Origin of the sequence: Streptomyces sp. NPDC100445 (genome assembly GCF_044759735.1) — a bacterium.
Lineage (GTDB): Bacteria > Actinomycetota > Actinomycetes > Streptomycetales > Streptomycetaceae > Streptomyces.
Window position 1 is genome coordinate 124,538 of sequence record NZ_JBIVZV010000016.1, and the last position, 14,512, is coordinate 139,049.

The window sequence follows — 14,512 nt, forward strand, 5'->3', positions numbered from 1 at the left end:
TCGCCCACAACGGCCCCTGGCGAAGGAGCGACCCGCGCTCCGGCGCCTTACGCTCGACGCACCGCACGACCCCCGTCAGCCCCCATCCTGACTGGCCCTCCCCGTCCCGCCCACCGGTTACCCGCCCGCGGAGGTTTCTGCTTCATGAAGCTCACCGTCGTCGGCTGCTCGGGGTCGTTCCCGTCCGCGGAATCGGCCTGTTCGAGCTACCTCCTCGAGGCCGACGGCTTCCGGCTGCTTCTCGACATGGGCAACGGCGCCCTCGGCGAGCTCCAGCGCCATTGCGGTCTCTACGACCTCGACGCGATCTTCCTCAGCCACCTGCACGCCGACCACTGCATCGACATGTGCGCCTACTTCGTGGCGCGCTACTACCGCCACGACGGCGGCCGGTGCGGGCCCGTCCCGGTCTACGGCCCCGAGGGCACCGAGCACCGGCTGACCACGGCCTACGCGGACACCCCCTCCGCCTCCTCGATGAGCGAGGTCTTCGACTTCCACACGGTCAAGCCGTCCACGTTCGAGATCGGCCCGTTCACCGTCCACACCGAGCGGGTCCGCCACCCCGTGGAGGCGTACGGCATCCGCGTCGAGCACGGTGGCAGGTCCCTGGTGTACTCCGGCGACACGGGCGTCACCGCGACGCTGGACGAGCTGGCCCGGGACGCCGACCTGTTCCTGTGCGAGGCCGCGTTCACGCACGGCAAGGAGACCGTCCCCGACCTGCACCTCACCGGCCGCGAGGCCGGTGAGACGGCGGCCCGCGCGGGCGCCCGCCGGCTGGTGCTCACCCACATCCCGCCGTGGACCGACCCGCTGGTCAACCTGCGCGACGCCCGCGAGGTGTTCGCCGGGCCGGTGGCGCTGGCGGCGACGGGCCAGACGTACGACATCTGACCGGCTGCGCGCGAGGGCCCCGGAACCGTCACGGTTCCGGGGCCCTCGCGCTGTGCGGGCCGGCCGGGCTACTTGCCCTCGGCCTTCTGGAGTTCGGCGATCTCCTCGTCGGACTCGCGGCCCGGCGTCGGCAGGTCGAACCGGGTGATGGCGAAGCGGAAGACGACGTAGTAGACGACCGCGAAGCACAGGCCGACCACGACCAGGCCCCACGGGTTGCTGGCGATGCCCAGGTTGAGGCCGAAGTCGACCACGCCCGCCGAGAAGCCGAAGCCGTCCTTCATGCCCAGCGCCCAGGTCAGCCCCAGGGACAGACCGGTGAGGACCGCGTGGATGGCGTACAGCACCGGCGCGATGAACATGAACGTGAACTCGATGGGCTCGGTGACGCCGGTGACGAAGGACGTCAGCGCCAGCGAGAACATCATGCCGCCGACGACCTTGCGGCGCTCGGGCCGGGCGCAGTGCACGATGGCCAGGCACGCGGCCGGCAGGGCGAACATCATGATCGGGAAGAAGCCGGTCATGAACTGGCCCGCGTGCGGGTCGCCCGCCAGGAAGCGCGCGATGTCACCGCTCTTGCCGTGGTACTCGCCCGCCTGGAACCACGGGAAGGAGTTCAGCAGGTGGTGCATGCCGATCGGGATCAGCGCCCGGTTGGCGACACCGAAGATGCCGGCGCCCACCGCGCCCGAGCCGACCAGCCACTCGCCGAAGTTGTGCAGGCCCGTGCCGAGGAACGGCCAGACGTAGCCGAAGACGATGCCGAGGAGGAGACCGGCGAAGGCCGACAGGATCGGGACGAGACGGCGGCCGCCGAAGAAGCCCGCCCAGTCGGGCAGCTTGGTGCGGTAGAAGCGCTGGTACAGCAGGGCCACGACTATGCCCATCACCACGCCGCCGAGGACCTTGGCGTCCACCGGGGCGTTCACCATGGCGACCTTGCCGTCGACGACGGTGGCCACCTTCGGCAGGTTCTTGTCGGTGAACGTGGCGAGCACGTTCTTGAAGACCAGGTAACCGGTGACCGCCGCGAGGGCGGTGGAGCCGTCCGACTTCTTCGCGAAGCCGATGGCGATGCCCACCGCGAAGAGCAGCGCCATGTTGTCGAGGATCGCGTTGCCGCCGGCGGCCATGAAGGACGCGATCTTCGTCAGGAAGTCCGGGAAGGACGGGCGCCCGAGCATGTCGGTGTTGCCGAGGCGCACCAGGAGGGCGGCGGCCGGCAGCACGGCCACCGGCAGCATCAGGCTGCGCCCGATACGCTGGAGCACGGCCATCACGCCGGCGCCCTTCTTCTTCTGGTCGGCCGGGGGAGCGGCGCTGGCCGTGGTCACAACTTCCTCCTGGGGACGCCCCCGGACGAAGATCCGGGGGAGGGCAGGGCGCCGCCCGGGAACCATGGAGGGGGACGGCAGCGTCTCTGGTCTACACCACTCAGTGGTGTAGACCTGTTGTAGCACGATGAACGCGGGATAAGGAACCCACGAATACGCGGTCACGGCGCTACAGCGCGTGCTCGTCCGGCCGGCCGGCCGGCCCCCGCTCACCTCACGTTGTCGCGCTCCATCTCCTCGGCCACCTCGGCCGGTTCCCGTCCCGGCGTCCGCAGGTCGAACCGGGTGATGGCGAACCGGAAGACCGCGTAGTACACCGCCGCGAGGACCAGACCGATCGGGATGATCGCCCAGGGTCTCGTCGCCAGGTTCCAGTTGATGACGTAGTCGATCAGTCCGGCGGAGAAGCTGAAGCCGTCGTGCACCCCGAGCGCCCAGCTCGCCCCGAGGGAGACACCGGTCAGCACCGCGTGGACGGCGAACAGCGCGGGCGCGACGAACAGGAAGGAGTACTCCAGCGGTTCGGTGATGCCGGTCACGAACGAGGTCAGCGCGACCGAGAGCATCAGGCCGCCGATCTCCTTGCGGCGTTCCGGCCGGGCGCAGTGCGTGATCGCCAGCGCGGCCGCCGGCAGCGCGAACATCATGATGGGGAAGAAGCCGGTGGTGAACTGGCCGGCGTGCGGGTCGCCCGCCAGGAACATGTTGATGTCCCCGTGTACGGGTTTGCCGCCCGGCGGGGTGTAGGTGCCGAACTGGAACCACACCGGCACGTTCAGGAACTGGTGCAGGCCGATGACGAGCAGACCGCGGTTGGCGAGGCCGAAGAGCCCGGCGCCCCACGCGCCCAGGTCGCGCAGCCAGTCCGCGAAGTCCTCCAGGGCGCCGCCGATCGGCGGCCAGACCCACAGGCACAGCGCCGCGAACCCGATCGCGACGAACGCCATGACGATGGGGACGAGGCGGCGGCCGTTGAAGAAGCCCAGCCAGTCCACCAGGCGCGTGCGGTGGTAGCGGGCCCAGAAGTAGGCCGCCAGCAGACCCATCACGATGCCCCCGAACACGCCGGGGTTCTGGAACGCGTACGGCGTCACCGCGCCGACGCCCGACCCGACGCTCACCTGGCAGCCGACGTCCGGGATCGCCGTGGAGCCGCCCGGGCACCGCTCGGGGAACTGGTGCAGCACGTTGTAGTAGACGAGGAAGCCCGCCACCGCCGCCAGCGCCGTGGAGCCGTCCGACTTCTTCGCCATGCCGATCGCCACGCCCACGCAGAACAGCAGCGGCAGCCCCAGGGAGCCGTCGAGCAGCGCGCCGCCGGCCCCCTTCATCACCTTGGAGACGTCGGTCCAGCCCAGACCCTGGTCGCCGAAGACGTCGGGCTGGCCCAGCCGGTTCAGGATGCCCGCGGCCGGCAGCACCGCGATGGGCAGCTGGAGGCTGCGCCCCATCTTCTGGAGGCCCTGGAAAAGCCGTTGGAGGTGGACCCGGTGGGGGCCGGCCGCGCTCTCGGCACTCATGGCGTCCTTTCCGGGGCGCCCGACCGGGAGGCGGTTTGGCGACCTTCCCCAGGGTGGTGTAGACCAGTCGGCGGACGGTTCCGCTGTCGTGAACGCCATCATCCGGCGCGGACGGCATGACCGCTCGCGAAGATGGGCCAACTGTGGGTTACTGCGACAAAGCGGTTCGGATCAGGGAGAAGGAACATGGCCAGCAAGGCTGAGAAGATCGTCGCCGGCCTCGGCGGAATCGACAACATCGAGGAGATCGAGGGCTGCATCACCCGGCTGCGCACCGAGGTGTCCGACCCCTCGCTGGTCGACGACGCCGCCCTGAAGGCCGCCGGCGCCCACGGCGTCGTCCGCATGGGCACCGCCGTCCAGGTCGTCATCGGCACCGACGCCGACCCGCTCGCCGCGGAGATCGAGGACATGATGTGAGCGGCCCCGCCCGCCGGTGAACTCCGGTTCACCCCGTAAGGGGCTCTTCCCGCACGCGGGAGGAGCCCCTTCCGCCTGTGCCGATAGGCTCGTCGGCATGTCTCGCATCGACGGCCGTACCCCCGAACAGCTCCGCCCGGTCACCATCGAACGAGGATGGAGCAAGCACGCCGAGGGCTCCGTCCTCGTCTCCTTCGGTGACACCCGGGTCCTCTGCACCGCCTCCGTCACCGAGGGCGTCCCGCGCTGGCGCAAGGGCAGCGGCGAGGGCTGGGTCACCGCCGAGTACGCCATGCTCCCCCGCGCCACCAACACCCGCGGCGACCGCGAGTCCGTCAAGGGCCGGATCGGCGGCCGCACCCACGAGATCTCCCGGCTCATCGGCCGTTCCCTGCGCGCCGTCATCGACTACAAGGCGCTCGGCGAGAACACCGTCGTCCTCGACTGCGACGTCCTCCAGGCCGACGGCGGCACCCGCACGGCGGCCATCACCGGCGCCTACGTGGCGCTGGCCGACGCCGTCGCCTGGGCCCAGGGCAGGAAGCTGGTCAAGGCCGGCCGGCAGCCGCTCGCCGGCACGGTCAGCGCCGTCTCGGTCGGCATCGTGGGCGGCGTCCCGCTGCTCGACCTGTGCTACGAGGAGGACGTGCGCGCCGAGACCGACATGAACGTCGTCTGCACCGGTGACGGCCGTTTCGTCGAGGTCCAGGGCACCGCCGAGGCCCAGCCCTTCGCCCGCGCCGAACTCGACGCCCTGCTCGACCTCGCCGTCGCCGGCTGCGCCGACCTGGCCGCCCTCCAGCAGGCCGCCCTGGCCCGGACCCGGGAGGGCTAGGGGTCCCGTCCGGCGTGGGGGGCAGGGCCGGTGCCCGAGTCGCCGGTGGCCGGGCGCGGGGCGGGAGCACCGACGGGGCCGGGGCCGAGCGGTATCCGTCCCGCTACCGCCCGGCCCCCGACACCCGGGGCGTCAGCGCCGCCGGGTGCCCGACCGCTGAGGGCCGGTGGCGGCGTCGAAGGCGGCGGTCACGGAAGGACGTTCCAGCGGTCGTCGGTGCCCGTGGTGCCGGCGGAGACGGTCAGGGTCCGGTTGGGGGTGCTCTCCCACGTCAGCTCGCCGGTGGGGGACCGCTTGATGTACTTGTACTGCACCGTGGTCCCGACGGGGAGCTGGACGCTGCTCGACCAGTGCGGGTAGGCGCTGGCGGTGGTGCCGAGGGGTACGGCCTTGGCCGGGTCCCAGGAGCCGAGCTGCGGGGCGCTGCCGGAGACCAGGAGCGTCTCTCCCTGCGTGGTGGCCTGGACGCGGAAGCTGACCCGGGCGTCCGCCGCCGTGGCCGCGCGGGCGTGCGGGGCAGTGGCGGCGAACAGGGCGGCGAGGAGCGCGCCGAGCAGGAGCGTCGACCGCCAGGCGACCGGGAATCGAAGTTTTGTCAAGGGCATGTCATCTCCTTCGGTGGCGGGCGACGGTCGTCGCCACCCGCGGGCGGAAGCGGATGCGTGCCCCGCTTCCGCGGCACATCCCAACACAAGGTGGAGTAGAAAGGTGGCCGAACGTGCGTCGATCGTTCAAGCAGGCATGCGATTCGGCCGCGTTGCCCGCGATTTCCCGGTGGCTTCATCAAAGCCTTGAACGAATCGCGTGGGGTGGAGCGGTCACCCGCCCACGGGCCGGGGAGCGGCGCGGAGTCGCCCCACGCCGCTCCGGCCCACCACCGATCGGTCCCGCACGGCCGCCGCCCGCCTCCCTGGAAGAGCCTTGAAATTCCTTGCGCAAGATGGCGCAAAGTTTTCATGCGGCGCCGGAGCGGCCTCGAGGCACCCGCGGCAACCCGGCGACCCCCTCCGGCGTCCCTGTGGGTACGGGCGCACGACCTACCGGTGTGCGCCCGGCCAGCCGTACCAGGGAGGGGAACCCATCATGGCCGCCAGCCGACGCCCACGCAGGCGCCGCGTCACCGCCATGGCCGCCGTGGCCGCCGCCACGCTCACCGCCGGCCTGGTCACCGGCTGCGACGCCGTGAACAAGGCCCTGGACTGCGTGCAGACCGCCGACACCATCGCCGACGACGTGACCGACCTCCAGCAGGCGGTGGAGAACGCCGCCGACGACCCCTCCCGGGCCGACGCCTCGCTCGACTCCATCGAGAAGAGCCTGCGCAAGATCGGCGACCGGACGGACGACACCGACGTGAACAAGGCCGTGGACGACCTGAACCGGGCCATCGCCAACGTCCGCGCCGCCGTCCGGGACGGCGACCACGCCCCCGACGTCGGCCCCGTCACCGACGCGGCCGGTGAACTCACCAAGGTCTGCACGTCATGACGGCCCAGGGCCTGTCCTGACGGCCCCGGGGGCGACCCGGCCCGCTCCTGTCCGGGCGGGCCGACTCAGCGCTCGACGTCGCGGTGCCGCTCCCGCTCCGGCCACTCCTCCCGGCGCCCCACCCGGCGCGCCGGGTCCAGCTCGTGCCGCGCCGTGCGCCGTGCCCGCCGCAGCTCGTGCCGGGACTCCCTGCGCTCCAGCCTCTCCCGCCGGCGCTGCTCCTTCAGCCGCTGCCGCTCCGCGCGCGGGAGCCTGCGCTCCACCTCGACCCCGCCCCAGAACGCGAACCCGCCGACGATCACCCGCGGGGCGCCCGGCTCGGGCGGGCCGCCCTCCCCGGGATGCTCGAAGGCACCCATCACACCGATCCCGCGCACCACGACCTCGACCCCCGGCGGCACGCGGACCTCGAGACCGCCCATGACCGCCACGCAGACGATCTCGACCTCACGATCGGCGAAGTCCGCGTCCCTGAGGTCGATGACACCGCCGCCCATGAAGGCGAGGCAGGTCAATCGCCTGGGCACCGTCCAGCGGCCCTTGCGCTCGAACCCCGACAGGATCGCGACCGCCGTCGAGGACTCCGCGCCCCCGGTGATCCGGCCCGCCCAACGCCCCTCGCCCACCGGCGCCTTGGCGAAGGACACCGGGGCCGGGGCCACGACGTCGGGCCCGGGCAGGTCACGCGTCAGCGGCGCCAGCTCACCGTAGGTCCGCGCGGTGTAGGCCGCCTCCAGCCGCTCCTCGAACTCCGTCATGACGAGCCGTCCCTCGGCCAGGGCGTCCCGCAGGACCTCGGCGACCCGCTCGCGGTCGGCGTCGGACGCCCGGAGGTCCGGGGCTGCGTCGTCGCTCATGGCGTCACCCTACGAGACGGCCCTCTCCGCGTACATCCTGGCGATGACGGCCTCGATGTCCGGTTCCCGCACCGACAGGTCGACCAGCGGATAGCGGGCCGCCAGATCCGCCACCAGGGGCGCCGCCGACTGCCCCGCAGGGAACGCGAGCCACTGCCGCGGCCCCTCCACCCGCACCACCCGCGCCGACGCCACCTCGACCGGGGGCAGTTCCCGCTCCAGGTCCACCACCAGCGTCCGTTCGCTCTCCCCGGCCAGGTGCAGGCCCGCCAGCGAGCCGTCGTACACCAGCCGCCCGTGGTCGATCACCATCACCCGGGAGCACAACTGCTCGATGTCCTGGAGGTCGTGCGTGGTCAGCAGCACCGTCGTACCGCGCTCGGCGTTCACCTCCCGCAGGAACTCCCGCACCCGGGCCTTGGACACCACGTCCAGGCCGATCGTCGGCTCGTCCAGGTACAGCACCTCCGGATCGTGCAGCAGGGCCGCCGCGATGTCCCCGCGCATCCGCTGGCCCAGCGAGAGTTGCCGAACCGGCACGTCCAACAGGTCGCCCAGGTCCAGCAGTTCCACCAGGCGGTCCAGGTTCTGCCGGTAACGGGCGTCCGGGACGCGGTACATGCGGTGCGCCAGCCGGTAGGAGTCGATCAGCGGCAGGTCCCACCACAGCGTGGTCCGCTGCCCGAACACCACGCCGATCCGGTGCGCCAGCCGAGTCCGCTCCCGCGCCGGGTCGATGCCGGCCACCCGCAGCCGCCCCGCGCTCGGCGTCAGGATGCCGGTCAGCATCTTGATCGTGGTCGACTTCCCCGCGCCGTTCGGCCCGATGTACCCGACCATCTCCCCGCGGGCCACGGTGAACGACAGCGAGTCCACCGCCCGCACCTCGCGCCGCTCCCGTTTGAGGAACCCGGTCTTCCGGCGTACCTGGAAGACCTTCTCCACCTGCTCCAGAGCGATGAACCCGTCCACGCTAACTCCCTGTCCCGCGGTACGACCGCAGCCCCGCCCGCCAGGCCAGTCCCGCGAGCGCACAGCACCCCGCCGCCACCAGCGGCGGCGTGAACGCGGTCCACGCCGGGAGGTCCAGCGGGTACGGCCGCCCCAGCACATAGCACGCGGGCAGCCAGTTGACGAAGGCCAGCGGCAGCACGAACGTCACCCCGCGCACCAGTTCCTTCCCGAACACCGTCGGCGGGTACTGCAACAGCGTCGTGCCGCCGTACGTGAACGCGTTCTGCACCTCCGAGGCGTCCTGCGCCAGGAACTGGAACGCCGCCCCCGCCACGAACACCGCCGCGAAGATCCCGAAGCCGCTCACCACCGTCACCGGCATCAGCAGCAGCTTCGGCCACGTCCACGCGACGTCCAGCCGGGACAGCGACCAGCCCAGCACCAGCGCCCCCTGCGTCACGCGGCCCAGCCGGCGCAGCGCGAACCGGTCGGCCGCCACCTGCGCCAGCACCGGCGCCGGCCGCACCAGCAGCGTGTCCAGCGTGCCGTCGCGCACCCGCCGCCCCAGCCGGTCCATCGAACCGATCACCAGGTCCGCCAGCCCGAAGGAGGTCGCCGACAGCCCGTACAGGAACGCCACCTCGGGCAGCGAGTAACCGCCGAGCGTCTCCACCCGGGAGAACATCAGCATGATCGTGAGGAAGTCGAAGAAGGTCGCGGCGAAGTTCCCGAACGTGGTCATGACGAACGACGCCCGGTACGCCATCGTGGACCGCACCCACATCCCCGCGACCAGCCGGTACGCCCGCACCCACCCGGCCAGGCGCGCCAGCGCCCCCGGCACCGCCTCAGCCACCCTGCGCCACCACCCGGCGCGTCGCCGCCGACTGCACCAGCCGTCCCGCGCCCAGCAGCGCCACCGCCCACGCCGCCTGGAACAGATAGGTGGGCAGCGGGTCCCCGCGCCCCAGCAGGATGTCCGCCGGCGCCTGGAGCAGCGCGGACCACGGCAGCACCCGTACGACCTCGCCCAACGCGCCCGGGAACACGTTCAGCGGCAGCAGCATCCCCGAGCAGAAGTAGCCCAGCAGCCACGCCATCTGCCCCACACCGGTGCCGTCCAGCAGCCAGAACGCGCTCAGCGCCACCAGGTACCGGATGCCGAAGCCCACCAGCATCGCGAGCAGCACGGCGACGAGGAAGGCGAGCCAGGTGCCGGCGTCGGACGGCAGGTAGGCCGGAAAGCACAGGGCGCCGAACAGGAACGGGACCACTCCCCGGCCCAGCAGCTGGAACAGCGCCCGGCCCAGGTCCGCCGCCAGCCACCACAGCTGGAGGTCGGCCGGCCGGTACAGGTCGATCACCACGTCCCCCGTGCGGATGCGCTCGATCAGCTCCTCCTCGACGCCGCCGCCCCCGATCGCGAGCGTCGACAGGAACGCCTGGCCGAGCCAGACATAGGTGACGACCTGCGCCTGGTCGTACCCGCCGAGGTGCGGCTTCTGGTCCCACAGCGCGCGGTAGGTGTAGACGAGGATCAGCCCGAAGGCCGTGTTGGTGAACACCCCTGCCGCAGTGGCGGCCCGGTAGGTCGCGTACCGTCTGAATCCCCCTGCCGCGACGGCCGCATACAACCGTTCCGCGCCCACGCCGGTCGACCTCCTCGGACTGCTCGACACCGAAGCGCAGGAGCCTAGTCCGGGGTCCCGGTGGCCGGCCACGCATTATCGGCCGGAAGCGTGCCGGAATCCGGGAACGGAACGCCGGGTGCGAGAGTCTTCAAACAGGGGGCGCAGAAGGCGTACGAGGCGTACGGGAACGTACGACGCGAAACAGGAGTCCGTGCACGACATGAGCGACGAGCCGCAGCCGCAGCAGCCGAACGAGGGCGCGGCACCGAAAAAGCCGCTGCCGGCTGAAGGGCCCGGGAAGCCGGGGCGCCGCGAGGAGACGGCCGGTGGGCCGCGCGGGGGGAAGGGCGAGCCCGGCGACAGCGCGGGCCGGCCCCCGCGCGCGGCGACCGGTCCGGCCGGCCCCACGAGGACCGGCAGCGGTGCCGGTCCGGGTTCCGGCGCCGGGGACACCGGGGCGGGCGCCCCGGCCGCCCCGGACCGTACGGCCTCCGTGTCCCGTGCCCGCCAGGCCGCCCGGTCCCGGTCGGAGCAGCCGGGCACCGGCGGGCCCGGGAAGCCGGACGCCCCCGCGGGCTCCGGCGCCGCCGGGGCCCCGGACAAGGCGGCCGGTGCCGGCGAGAAGGGTTCCGCCGCGGGCGCGTCCGCGCCGGGGCGGGAGCAGCCGGCCGAGAGCACCCAGGTGCTCCGTCGTATCACCCCGCCGCGCAAGCCCGAGGCGTCCGCGTCCGAGGCCGCCGAGGACCGCCGGGAGCAGCGGACCGGCCGGGCGTCCGGCGCCGCCGGGACCGCCGGGGCCCCGGACAAGGCGTCCGGTGCGGGCAAGGCGGCCGGTGCCGGGGGAGCGCCGGTGCCCGAGGCCACGCAGGTGCTGCGTCGCGTCGGCGCGCCCCGCCCGGGGGAGCCCGGTGGCTCCGGAGCCGCCCCGGCGGCGAAGCCGGACCCCGCCGCCGGCCGTACGCCCCGTACCTCCGTGCCCCGCCCGGCCGGTCAGGACTCCGGCACCGGTGCCGCGGCCAAGAGCACCGGCGCCGCTCCGTCCTCCCCGGCCGCCGCGCGTGCCGCCCGGGCCGCCCGCGCCGCGGGTGCCGCCGGAGCGGCCGGTGCCGCCGCCGGAGCCGCCGCCCAGGCGTCCCCCGCCGGTGCCGCCGCCGGAGCCGCCGCCCAGGCGTCCCCCGCCGGTGCCGGTGCCGGTGGTGCCGCACGTACCGGGGCCGCCGAGGCCCCGACCACCGCGCTCGCCGCCACGGGCGGCCCGGCCGCCGGCGACGGCAGCGGCAGCGGCGCTGGTGACGGCGGAGGCAAGGGCAAGGGCAAGAAGGGCAAGCGGCCCAAGCGGAGCGGATGGCGGCGGTTGCTGCCGACCTGGCGCATGGTGCTCGGCACCTTCGTCGTCGGCGTGCTCCTCGTGCTCGGCGTCTTCGTCGTCGGCTACTCCCTGGTCAAGATCCCGTCGGCCAACGCGTTCGCCACCAAGCAGGCCAACGTCTACCTCTACGCCGACGGCTCCCAGATCGCCCGCGACACCCGCGACAGCCAGGTCAACCGCGAGAACGTCGGTCTCGCCGAGATCTCCAAGGACGCCCAGCACGCCGTACTGGCCGCCGAGGACCGGGACTTCTACACCGAGTCCGCCGTCGACCCCAAGGCGATGCTCCGCGCCGGCTGGAACACCGCGACCGGCAAGGGCAAGCAGTCCGGCTCCACGATCACCCAGCAGTACGTCAAGAACTACTACCTGGGCCAGGAGCAGACGGTCACCCGCAAGGCCAAGGAGTTCTTCATCTCGATCAAGCTGGACCGAGAGAAGACCAAGGACGAGATCCTCGAGGGCTACCTCAACACCAGCTACTTCGGCCGCAGCGCCTACGGCATCCAGGCCGCCGCCCAGGCCTACTACGGCCGTGACGCCGCCGACCTCGACCCGGCCCGCGCCGCCTACCTCGCCGCGCTCGTCAACGCGCCCAGCGAGTACGACGTCGTCGCGCACCCGGAGAACCGGAAGGCGGCCGTCGCCCGCTGGAACTACGTCCTGGACGGCATGGTGAAGAAGGGCTGGCTCAGCGAGTCGAAGCGCGCCGGCGTGAAGTTCCCGATGCCGAGGCAGCAGATCCTCTCCACGGGCCTGTCCGGCCAGCGCGGCTACCTCGTCGAGGCGGTCAGGCACTACCTGATCACCAACAAGATCGTCACGGCCGACCAGCTGGAGGCCGGCGGTTACCGCATCACCACCACCATCCAGAAGAAGAAGCAGAACGCCTTCGTCAGGGCCGTCGACGACCAGCTGATGGCGAAGCTGGACAAGAAGAACCGCAAGGCCGACACCTACGTCCGGGCCGGCGGCGCCTCCGTCGACCCGAAGACCGGCGAGGTCGTCGCCATGTACGGCGGCGTCGACTACGTGAAGCAGTACACCAACGGCGCGACCCGCGGTGACTTCCAGGTCGGCTCGACGTTCAAGCCGTTCGTGTTCACCGCGGCGGTGGAGAACGGCTCGACCACCCAGGACGGCCGCACGATCACCCCGAACACCATCTACGACGGCACCAACAAGCGCCTCGTCCAGGGCTGGAGCGGCGCGCCGTACAACCCGGAGAACGAGGACCAGAAGTCGTACGGCCCGATCACCGTCGGCAAGGCCACCGACCTGTCGGTCAACTCGGTGTACGCGCAGATGGCCGCCGACGTGGGTCCCCCCAAGGTCAAGCAGACCGCGGTCGACCTCGGCATCCCCGCCGGCACCCCGGACCTCTACCCGTCCCCGTCCATGGCCCTCGGCACCGCCAACGCCAGCGTCCTGGACATGGCGCAGGCCTACGCCACGCTCGCCAACCACGGCAAGCACGGTACGTACACGCTGATCAAGAAGATCACCAAGGACGGCACCGAGGCGCTGCGGCTGCCCGCGCAGGCGGTCCGGCAGGCCGTCAGCCGCGAGGCCGCCGACACCACCACCTCCGTGCTGCGCAGCGTGGTCCAGAGCGGTACCGCCACCGCCGCGCAGGGCGCGGGCCGGCCGGCGGCCGGCAAGACCGGTACCGCCGAGAGCGACACCGCCGCCTGGTTCGCCGGGTACACCCCCGACCTGGCCACCGTGGTGTCCGTCATGGGCCAGGACCCGGTCACGGCCAAGCACGTGCCGCTGTACGGCGCCCTCGGCGTGGCCCGCATGAACGGCGGCGGGCCGCCCACCCAGATCTGGGCGCAGTACACGCGGGACGCGCTGAAGGGCGAGCCGGCCGGCGACTTCGACCTCCGGCTCCAGAGCGGCGCCGACCAGCCCCAGGCGCCCGGCACCGGCGTCCCGACCCAGCCCGGAACCGACGCCGGGCAGGACACCGGCGGCACCGCCACGAACGGCGGCACCGACGGCGGCGGCGCGACCGCCACCCCGGGCGACGGCGGCACCACCGGCACCCCGACCGACGGCGGCACCGCCACCGACGGGGGCGGCACCCCCACCACCGGCGGGGACACGACCGGCGGCGGAGGCACCCCCACCACCGGCGGTGACACGACGACCGGCGGCGGGGGCACGACCACGGGCGGCGGCACCCCCACCGGCGGCGGCACCACCGACGGCGGGGGCACGGCCACCGGCGGCGGCACGACGGGCGGCGGCGGGACGCCGGGCGGCAACACCACCGGCACCGACGCCGGCGGCGGCCCCGGCGGCTTCACCGGCACCTGACGTCAGTGGCCGCCGGTCGCCTTCAGCCCCACCACGGCGACCAGCAGCAGGCACACGAAGAAGATCCGGGCGGCGGTGACCGGCTCACCGAGCACCACCATGCCGAGCACCGCCGCACCGGCCGCGCCGATGCCCACCCACACGCCGTAGGCCGTGCCGATGGGCAGGGACCGGGCGGCGCAGGACAGCAGGACCATGCTGGCGACGATGCCCGCGCCGGTGAACAGGCTCGGGACCAGCCGGGTGAACCCCTCGCTGTACTTCATCCCGACCGACCAGCCGACCTCCAGCAGACCGGCGACGACGAGCAGAACCCAGGCCATGACAGGCACCTCCGAGACGCGGCGACGATTTCGCGGGTGCGTCGTCTTTGCCTTCGACCCGGTACGGCGCGTCTCGTCGGGTTCCTTTCGAACCTAGCAAGAACACGGCGAAGAGGGCCGGTGACGATGGTCACCGGCCCTCTTCGCCGTCGTCCGCCCGCCGCGTGGAGCGTCTAGAGGTACAGGCCCGTGGAGTCCTCCGACCCCTCGAACCGGTCCGCGGCCACGGCGTGCAGATCCCGCTCGCGCATCAGCGCGTACGCCACGCCCCGCACCTCGACCTCGGCCCGGTCCTCCGGGTCGAACAGGACGCGGTCCCCGGGCTCCACCGTGCGGACGTTCTGGCCGACCGCGACGACCTGGGCCCAGGCCAGCCGTCGGCCGACGGCCGCGGTGGCGGGGATCAGGATGCCGCCCCCCGACCGCCGCTCGCCCTCACCGGTCTCCTGCCGCACGAGAACCCGGTCGTGCAGCATCCGGATGGGCAGCTTGTCGTGATGGGGAGTGCTGTGCTCGTGTCTGTTGGCGCTCACGCTGTGAACCTACCTGTCCTCGCCCC

14 protein-coding genes and 1 riboswitch are annotated in these 14,512 nt (G+C 72.7%); of the genes, 5 read left to right on the forward strand and 9 right to left on the reverse strand.

What is annotated here, in order from left to right:
* The first annotated feature begins 144 nt into the window (after window positions 1-144).
* Window positions 145-897, forward strand: coding sequence for an MBL fold metallo-hydrolase (locus ACIQVT_RS31640; RefSeq protein ID WP_403761975.1), 753 nt, complete (start codon window positions 145-147; stop codon window positions 895-897).
* 68 nt (window positions 898-965) lie between these two features.
* Here the strand turns inward: ACIQVT_RS31640 and ACIQVT_RS31645 are convergent, their stop codons facing one another.
* Both ACIQVT_RS31645 and ACIQVT_RS31650 read right to left on the reverse strand, forming a co-directional pair.
* Window positions 966-2,234, reverse strand: a complete 1,269-nt coding sequence (locus tag ACIQVT_RS31645; protein ID WP_403761978.1) for a PTS transporter subunit EIIC — start codon at window positions 2,232-2,234, stop codon at window positions 966-968.
* A 209-nt stretch (window positions 2,235-2,443) separates the two neighbouring features.
* Window positions 2,444-3,754 (reverse strand): PTS transporter subunit EIIC, encoded by a 1,311-nt coding sequence (locus ACIQVT_RS31650; RefSeq protein ID WP_403761980.1) that lies wholly within the window; start codon window positions 3,752-3,754, stop codon window positions 2,444-2,446.
* A 186-nt stretch (window positions 3,755-3,940) separates the two neighbouring features.
* Here ACIQVT_RS31650 and ACIQVT_RS31655 point away from each other — a divergent pair, with 186 nt between their 5' ends.
* Together ACIQVT_RS31655 and rph are read left to right on the forward strand one after the other, a co-directional pair.
* Window positions 3,941-4,174 (forward strand): glucose PTS transporter subunit EIIB, encoded by a 234-nt coding sequence (locus tag ACIQVT_RS31655; protein ID WP_403761983.1) that lies wholly within the window; start codon window positions 3,941-3,943, stop codon window positions 4,172-4,174.
* 97 nt (window positions 4,175-4,271) lie between these two features.
* Entirely contained in the window at window positions 4,272-5,009 is a 738-nt protein-coding gene (gene rph / locus ACIQVT_RS31660; protein WP_403761986.1) for a ribonuclease PH, read from the forward strand.
* A 188-nt stretch (window positions 5,010-5,197) separates the two neighbouring features.
* Here rph and ACIQVT_RS31665 read toward each other — a convergent pair whose 3' ends face one another.
* Window positions 5,198-5,608 carry a CBM20 domain-containing protein gene (locus ACIQVT_RS31665; RefSeq protein WP_403761989.1) on the reverse strand — a complete coding sequence of 137 codons (411 nt, stop codon included), beginning with the start codon at window positions 5,606-5,608 and terminating at the stop codon, window positions 5,198-5,200.
* 484 nt (window positions 5,609-6,092) lie between these two features.
* Here ACIQVT_RS31665 and ACIQVT_RS31670 point away from each other — a divergent pair, with 484 nt between their 5' ends.
* Window positions 6,093-6,497, forward strand: a complete 405-nt coding sequence (locus ACIQVT_RS31670; RefSeq protein WP_403761992.1) for a hypothetical protein — start codon at window positions 6,093-6,095, stop codon at window positions 6,495-6,497.
* Window positions 6,498-6,562: 65 nt separating this feature from the next.
* On the opposite strand, the gene ACIQVT_RS31675 is transcribed toward ACIQVT_RS31670, so the two are convergent.
* The 4 genes from ACIQVT_RS31675 to ACIQVT_RS31690 are packed head-to-tail and all read right to left on the reverse strand — an operon-like array spanning window position 6,563 to window position 9,957.
* Window positions 6,563-7,354, reverse strand: a complete 792-nt coding sequence (locus ACIQVT_RS31675) for a DUF1707 domain-containing protein (protein WP_403761995.1) — start codon at window positions 7,352-7,354, stop codon at window positions 6,563-6,565.
* Window positions 7,355-7,363: 9 nt separating this feature from the next.
* Complete coding sequence (locus ACIQVT_RS31680) at window positions 7,364-8,326, reverse strand: ATP-binding cassette domain-containing protein (protein ID WP_403761998.1); 963 nt, start codon at window positions 8,324-8,326, stop codon at window positions 7,364-7,366.
* Window position 8,327: 1 nt separating this feature from the next.
* Complete coding sequence (locus tag ACIQVT_RS31685) at window positions 8,328-9,164, reverse strand: ABC transporter permease (RefSeq protein ID WP_403762001.1); 837 nt, start codon at window positions 9,162-9,164, stop codon at window positions 8,328-8,330.
* Window positions 9,157-9,957 carry an ABC transporter permease gene (locus tag ACIQVT_RS31690; protein ID WP_403762004.1) on the reverse strand — a complete coding sequence of 267 codons (801 nt, stop codon included), beginning with the start codon at window positions 9,955-9,957 and terminating at the stop codon, window positions 9,157-9,159. The genes ACIQVT_RS31685 and ACIQVT_RS31690 overlap by 8 nt, the downstream gene beginning before the upstream one ends.
* 832 nt (window positions 9,958-10,789) lie before the next feature.
* On the opposite strand from ACIQVT_RS31690, the gene ACIQVT_RS31695 reads away from it, so the two are divergent.
* Complete coding sequence (locus ACIQVT_RS31695) at window positions 10,790-13,630, forward strand: transglycosylase domain-containing protein (RefSeq protein WP_403762212.1); 2,841 nt, start codon at window positions 10,790-10,792, stop codon at window positions 13,628-13,630.
* Between the two features lie 2 nt (window positions 13,631-13,632).
* Here the strand turns inward: ACIQVT_RS31695 and ACIQVT_RS31700 are convergent, their stop codons facing one another.
* On the reverse strand, window positions 13,633-13,953 hold the full coding sequence (locus ACIQVT_RS31700) for a DMT family transporter (protein ID WP_403762007.1): 321 nt from the start codon (window positions 13,951-13,953) through the stop codon (window positions 13,633-13,635).
* 35 nt (window positions 13,954-13,988) lie between these two features.
* A riboswitch (guanidine-III (ykkC-III) riboswitch) is annotated at window positions 13,989-14,059 on the reverse strand.
* A 67-nt stretch (window positions 14,060-14,126) separates the two neighbouring features.
* Window positions 14,127-14,486 carry a GroES family chaperonin gene (locus ACIQVT_RS31705; RefSeq protein WP_403762010.1) on the reverse strand — a complete coding sequence of 120 codons (360 nt, stop codon included), beginning with the start codon at window positions 14,484-14,486 and terminating at the stop codon, window positions 14,127-14,129.
* Window positions 14,487-14,512: the final 26 nt, after the last annotated feature.

Bases quoted from the DNA above. Each gene is read 5' to 3' on its own strand.
- ACIQVT_RS31640 (WP_403761975.1), top strand. From the start codon at position 145: ATGAAGCTCACCGTCGTCGGCTGCTCGGGGTCGTTCCCGTCCGCGGAA.
- ACIQVT_RS31650 (WP_403761980.1), bottom strand. From the start codon at position 3,754: ATGAGTGCCGAGAGCGCGGCCGGCCCCCACCGGGTCCACCTCCAACGG.
- ACIQVT_RS31655 (WP_403761983.1), top strand. From the start codon at position 3,941: ATGGCCAGCAAGGCTGAGAAGATCGTCGCCGGCCTCGGCGGAATCGAC.
- rph (WP_403761986.1), top strand. From the start codon at position 4,272: ATGTCTCGCATCGACGGCCGTACCCCCGAACAGCTCCGCCCGGTCACC.
- ACIQVT_RS31670 (WP_403761992.1), top strand. From the start codon at position 6,093: ATGGCCGCCAGCCGACGCCCACGCAGGCGCCGCGTCACCGCCATGGCC.
- ACIQVT_RS31675 (WP_403761995.1), bottom strand. From the start codon at position 7,354: ATGAGCGACGACGCAGCCCCGGACCTCCGGGCGTCCGACGCCGACCGC.
- ACIQVT_RS31700 (WP_403762007.1), bottom strand. From the start codon at position 13,953: ATGGCCTGGGTTCTGCTCGTCGTCGCCGGTCTGCTGGAGGTCGGCTGG.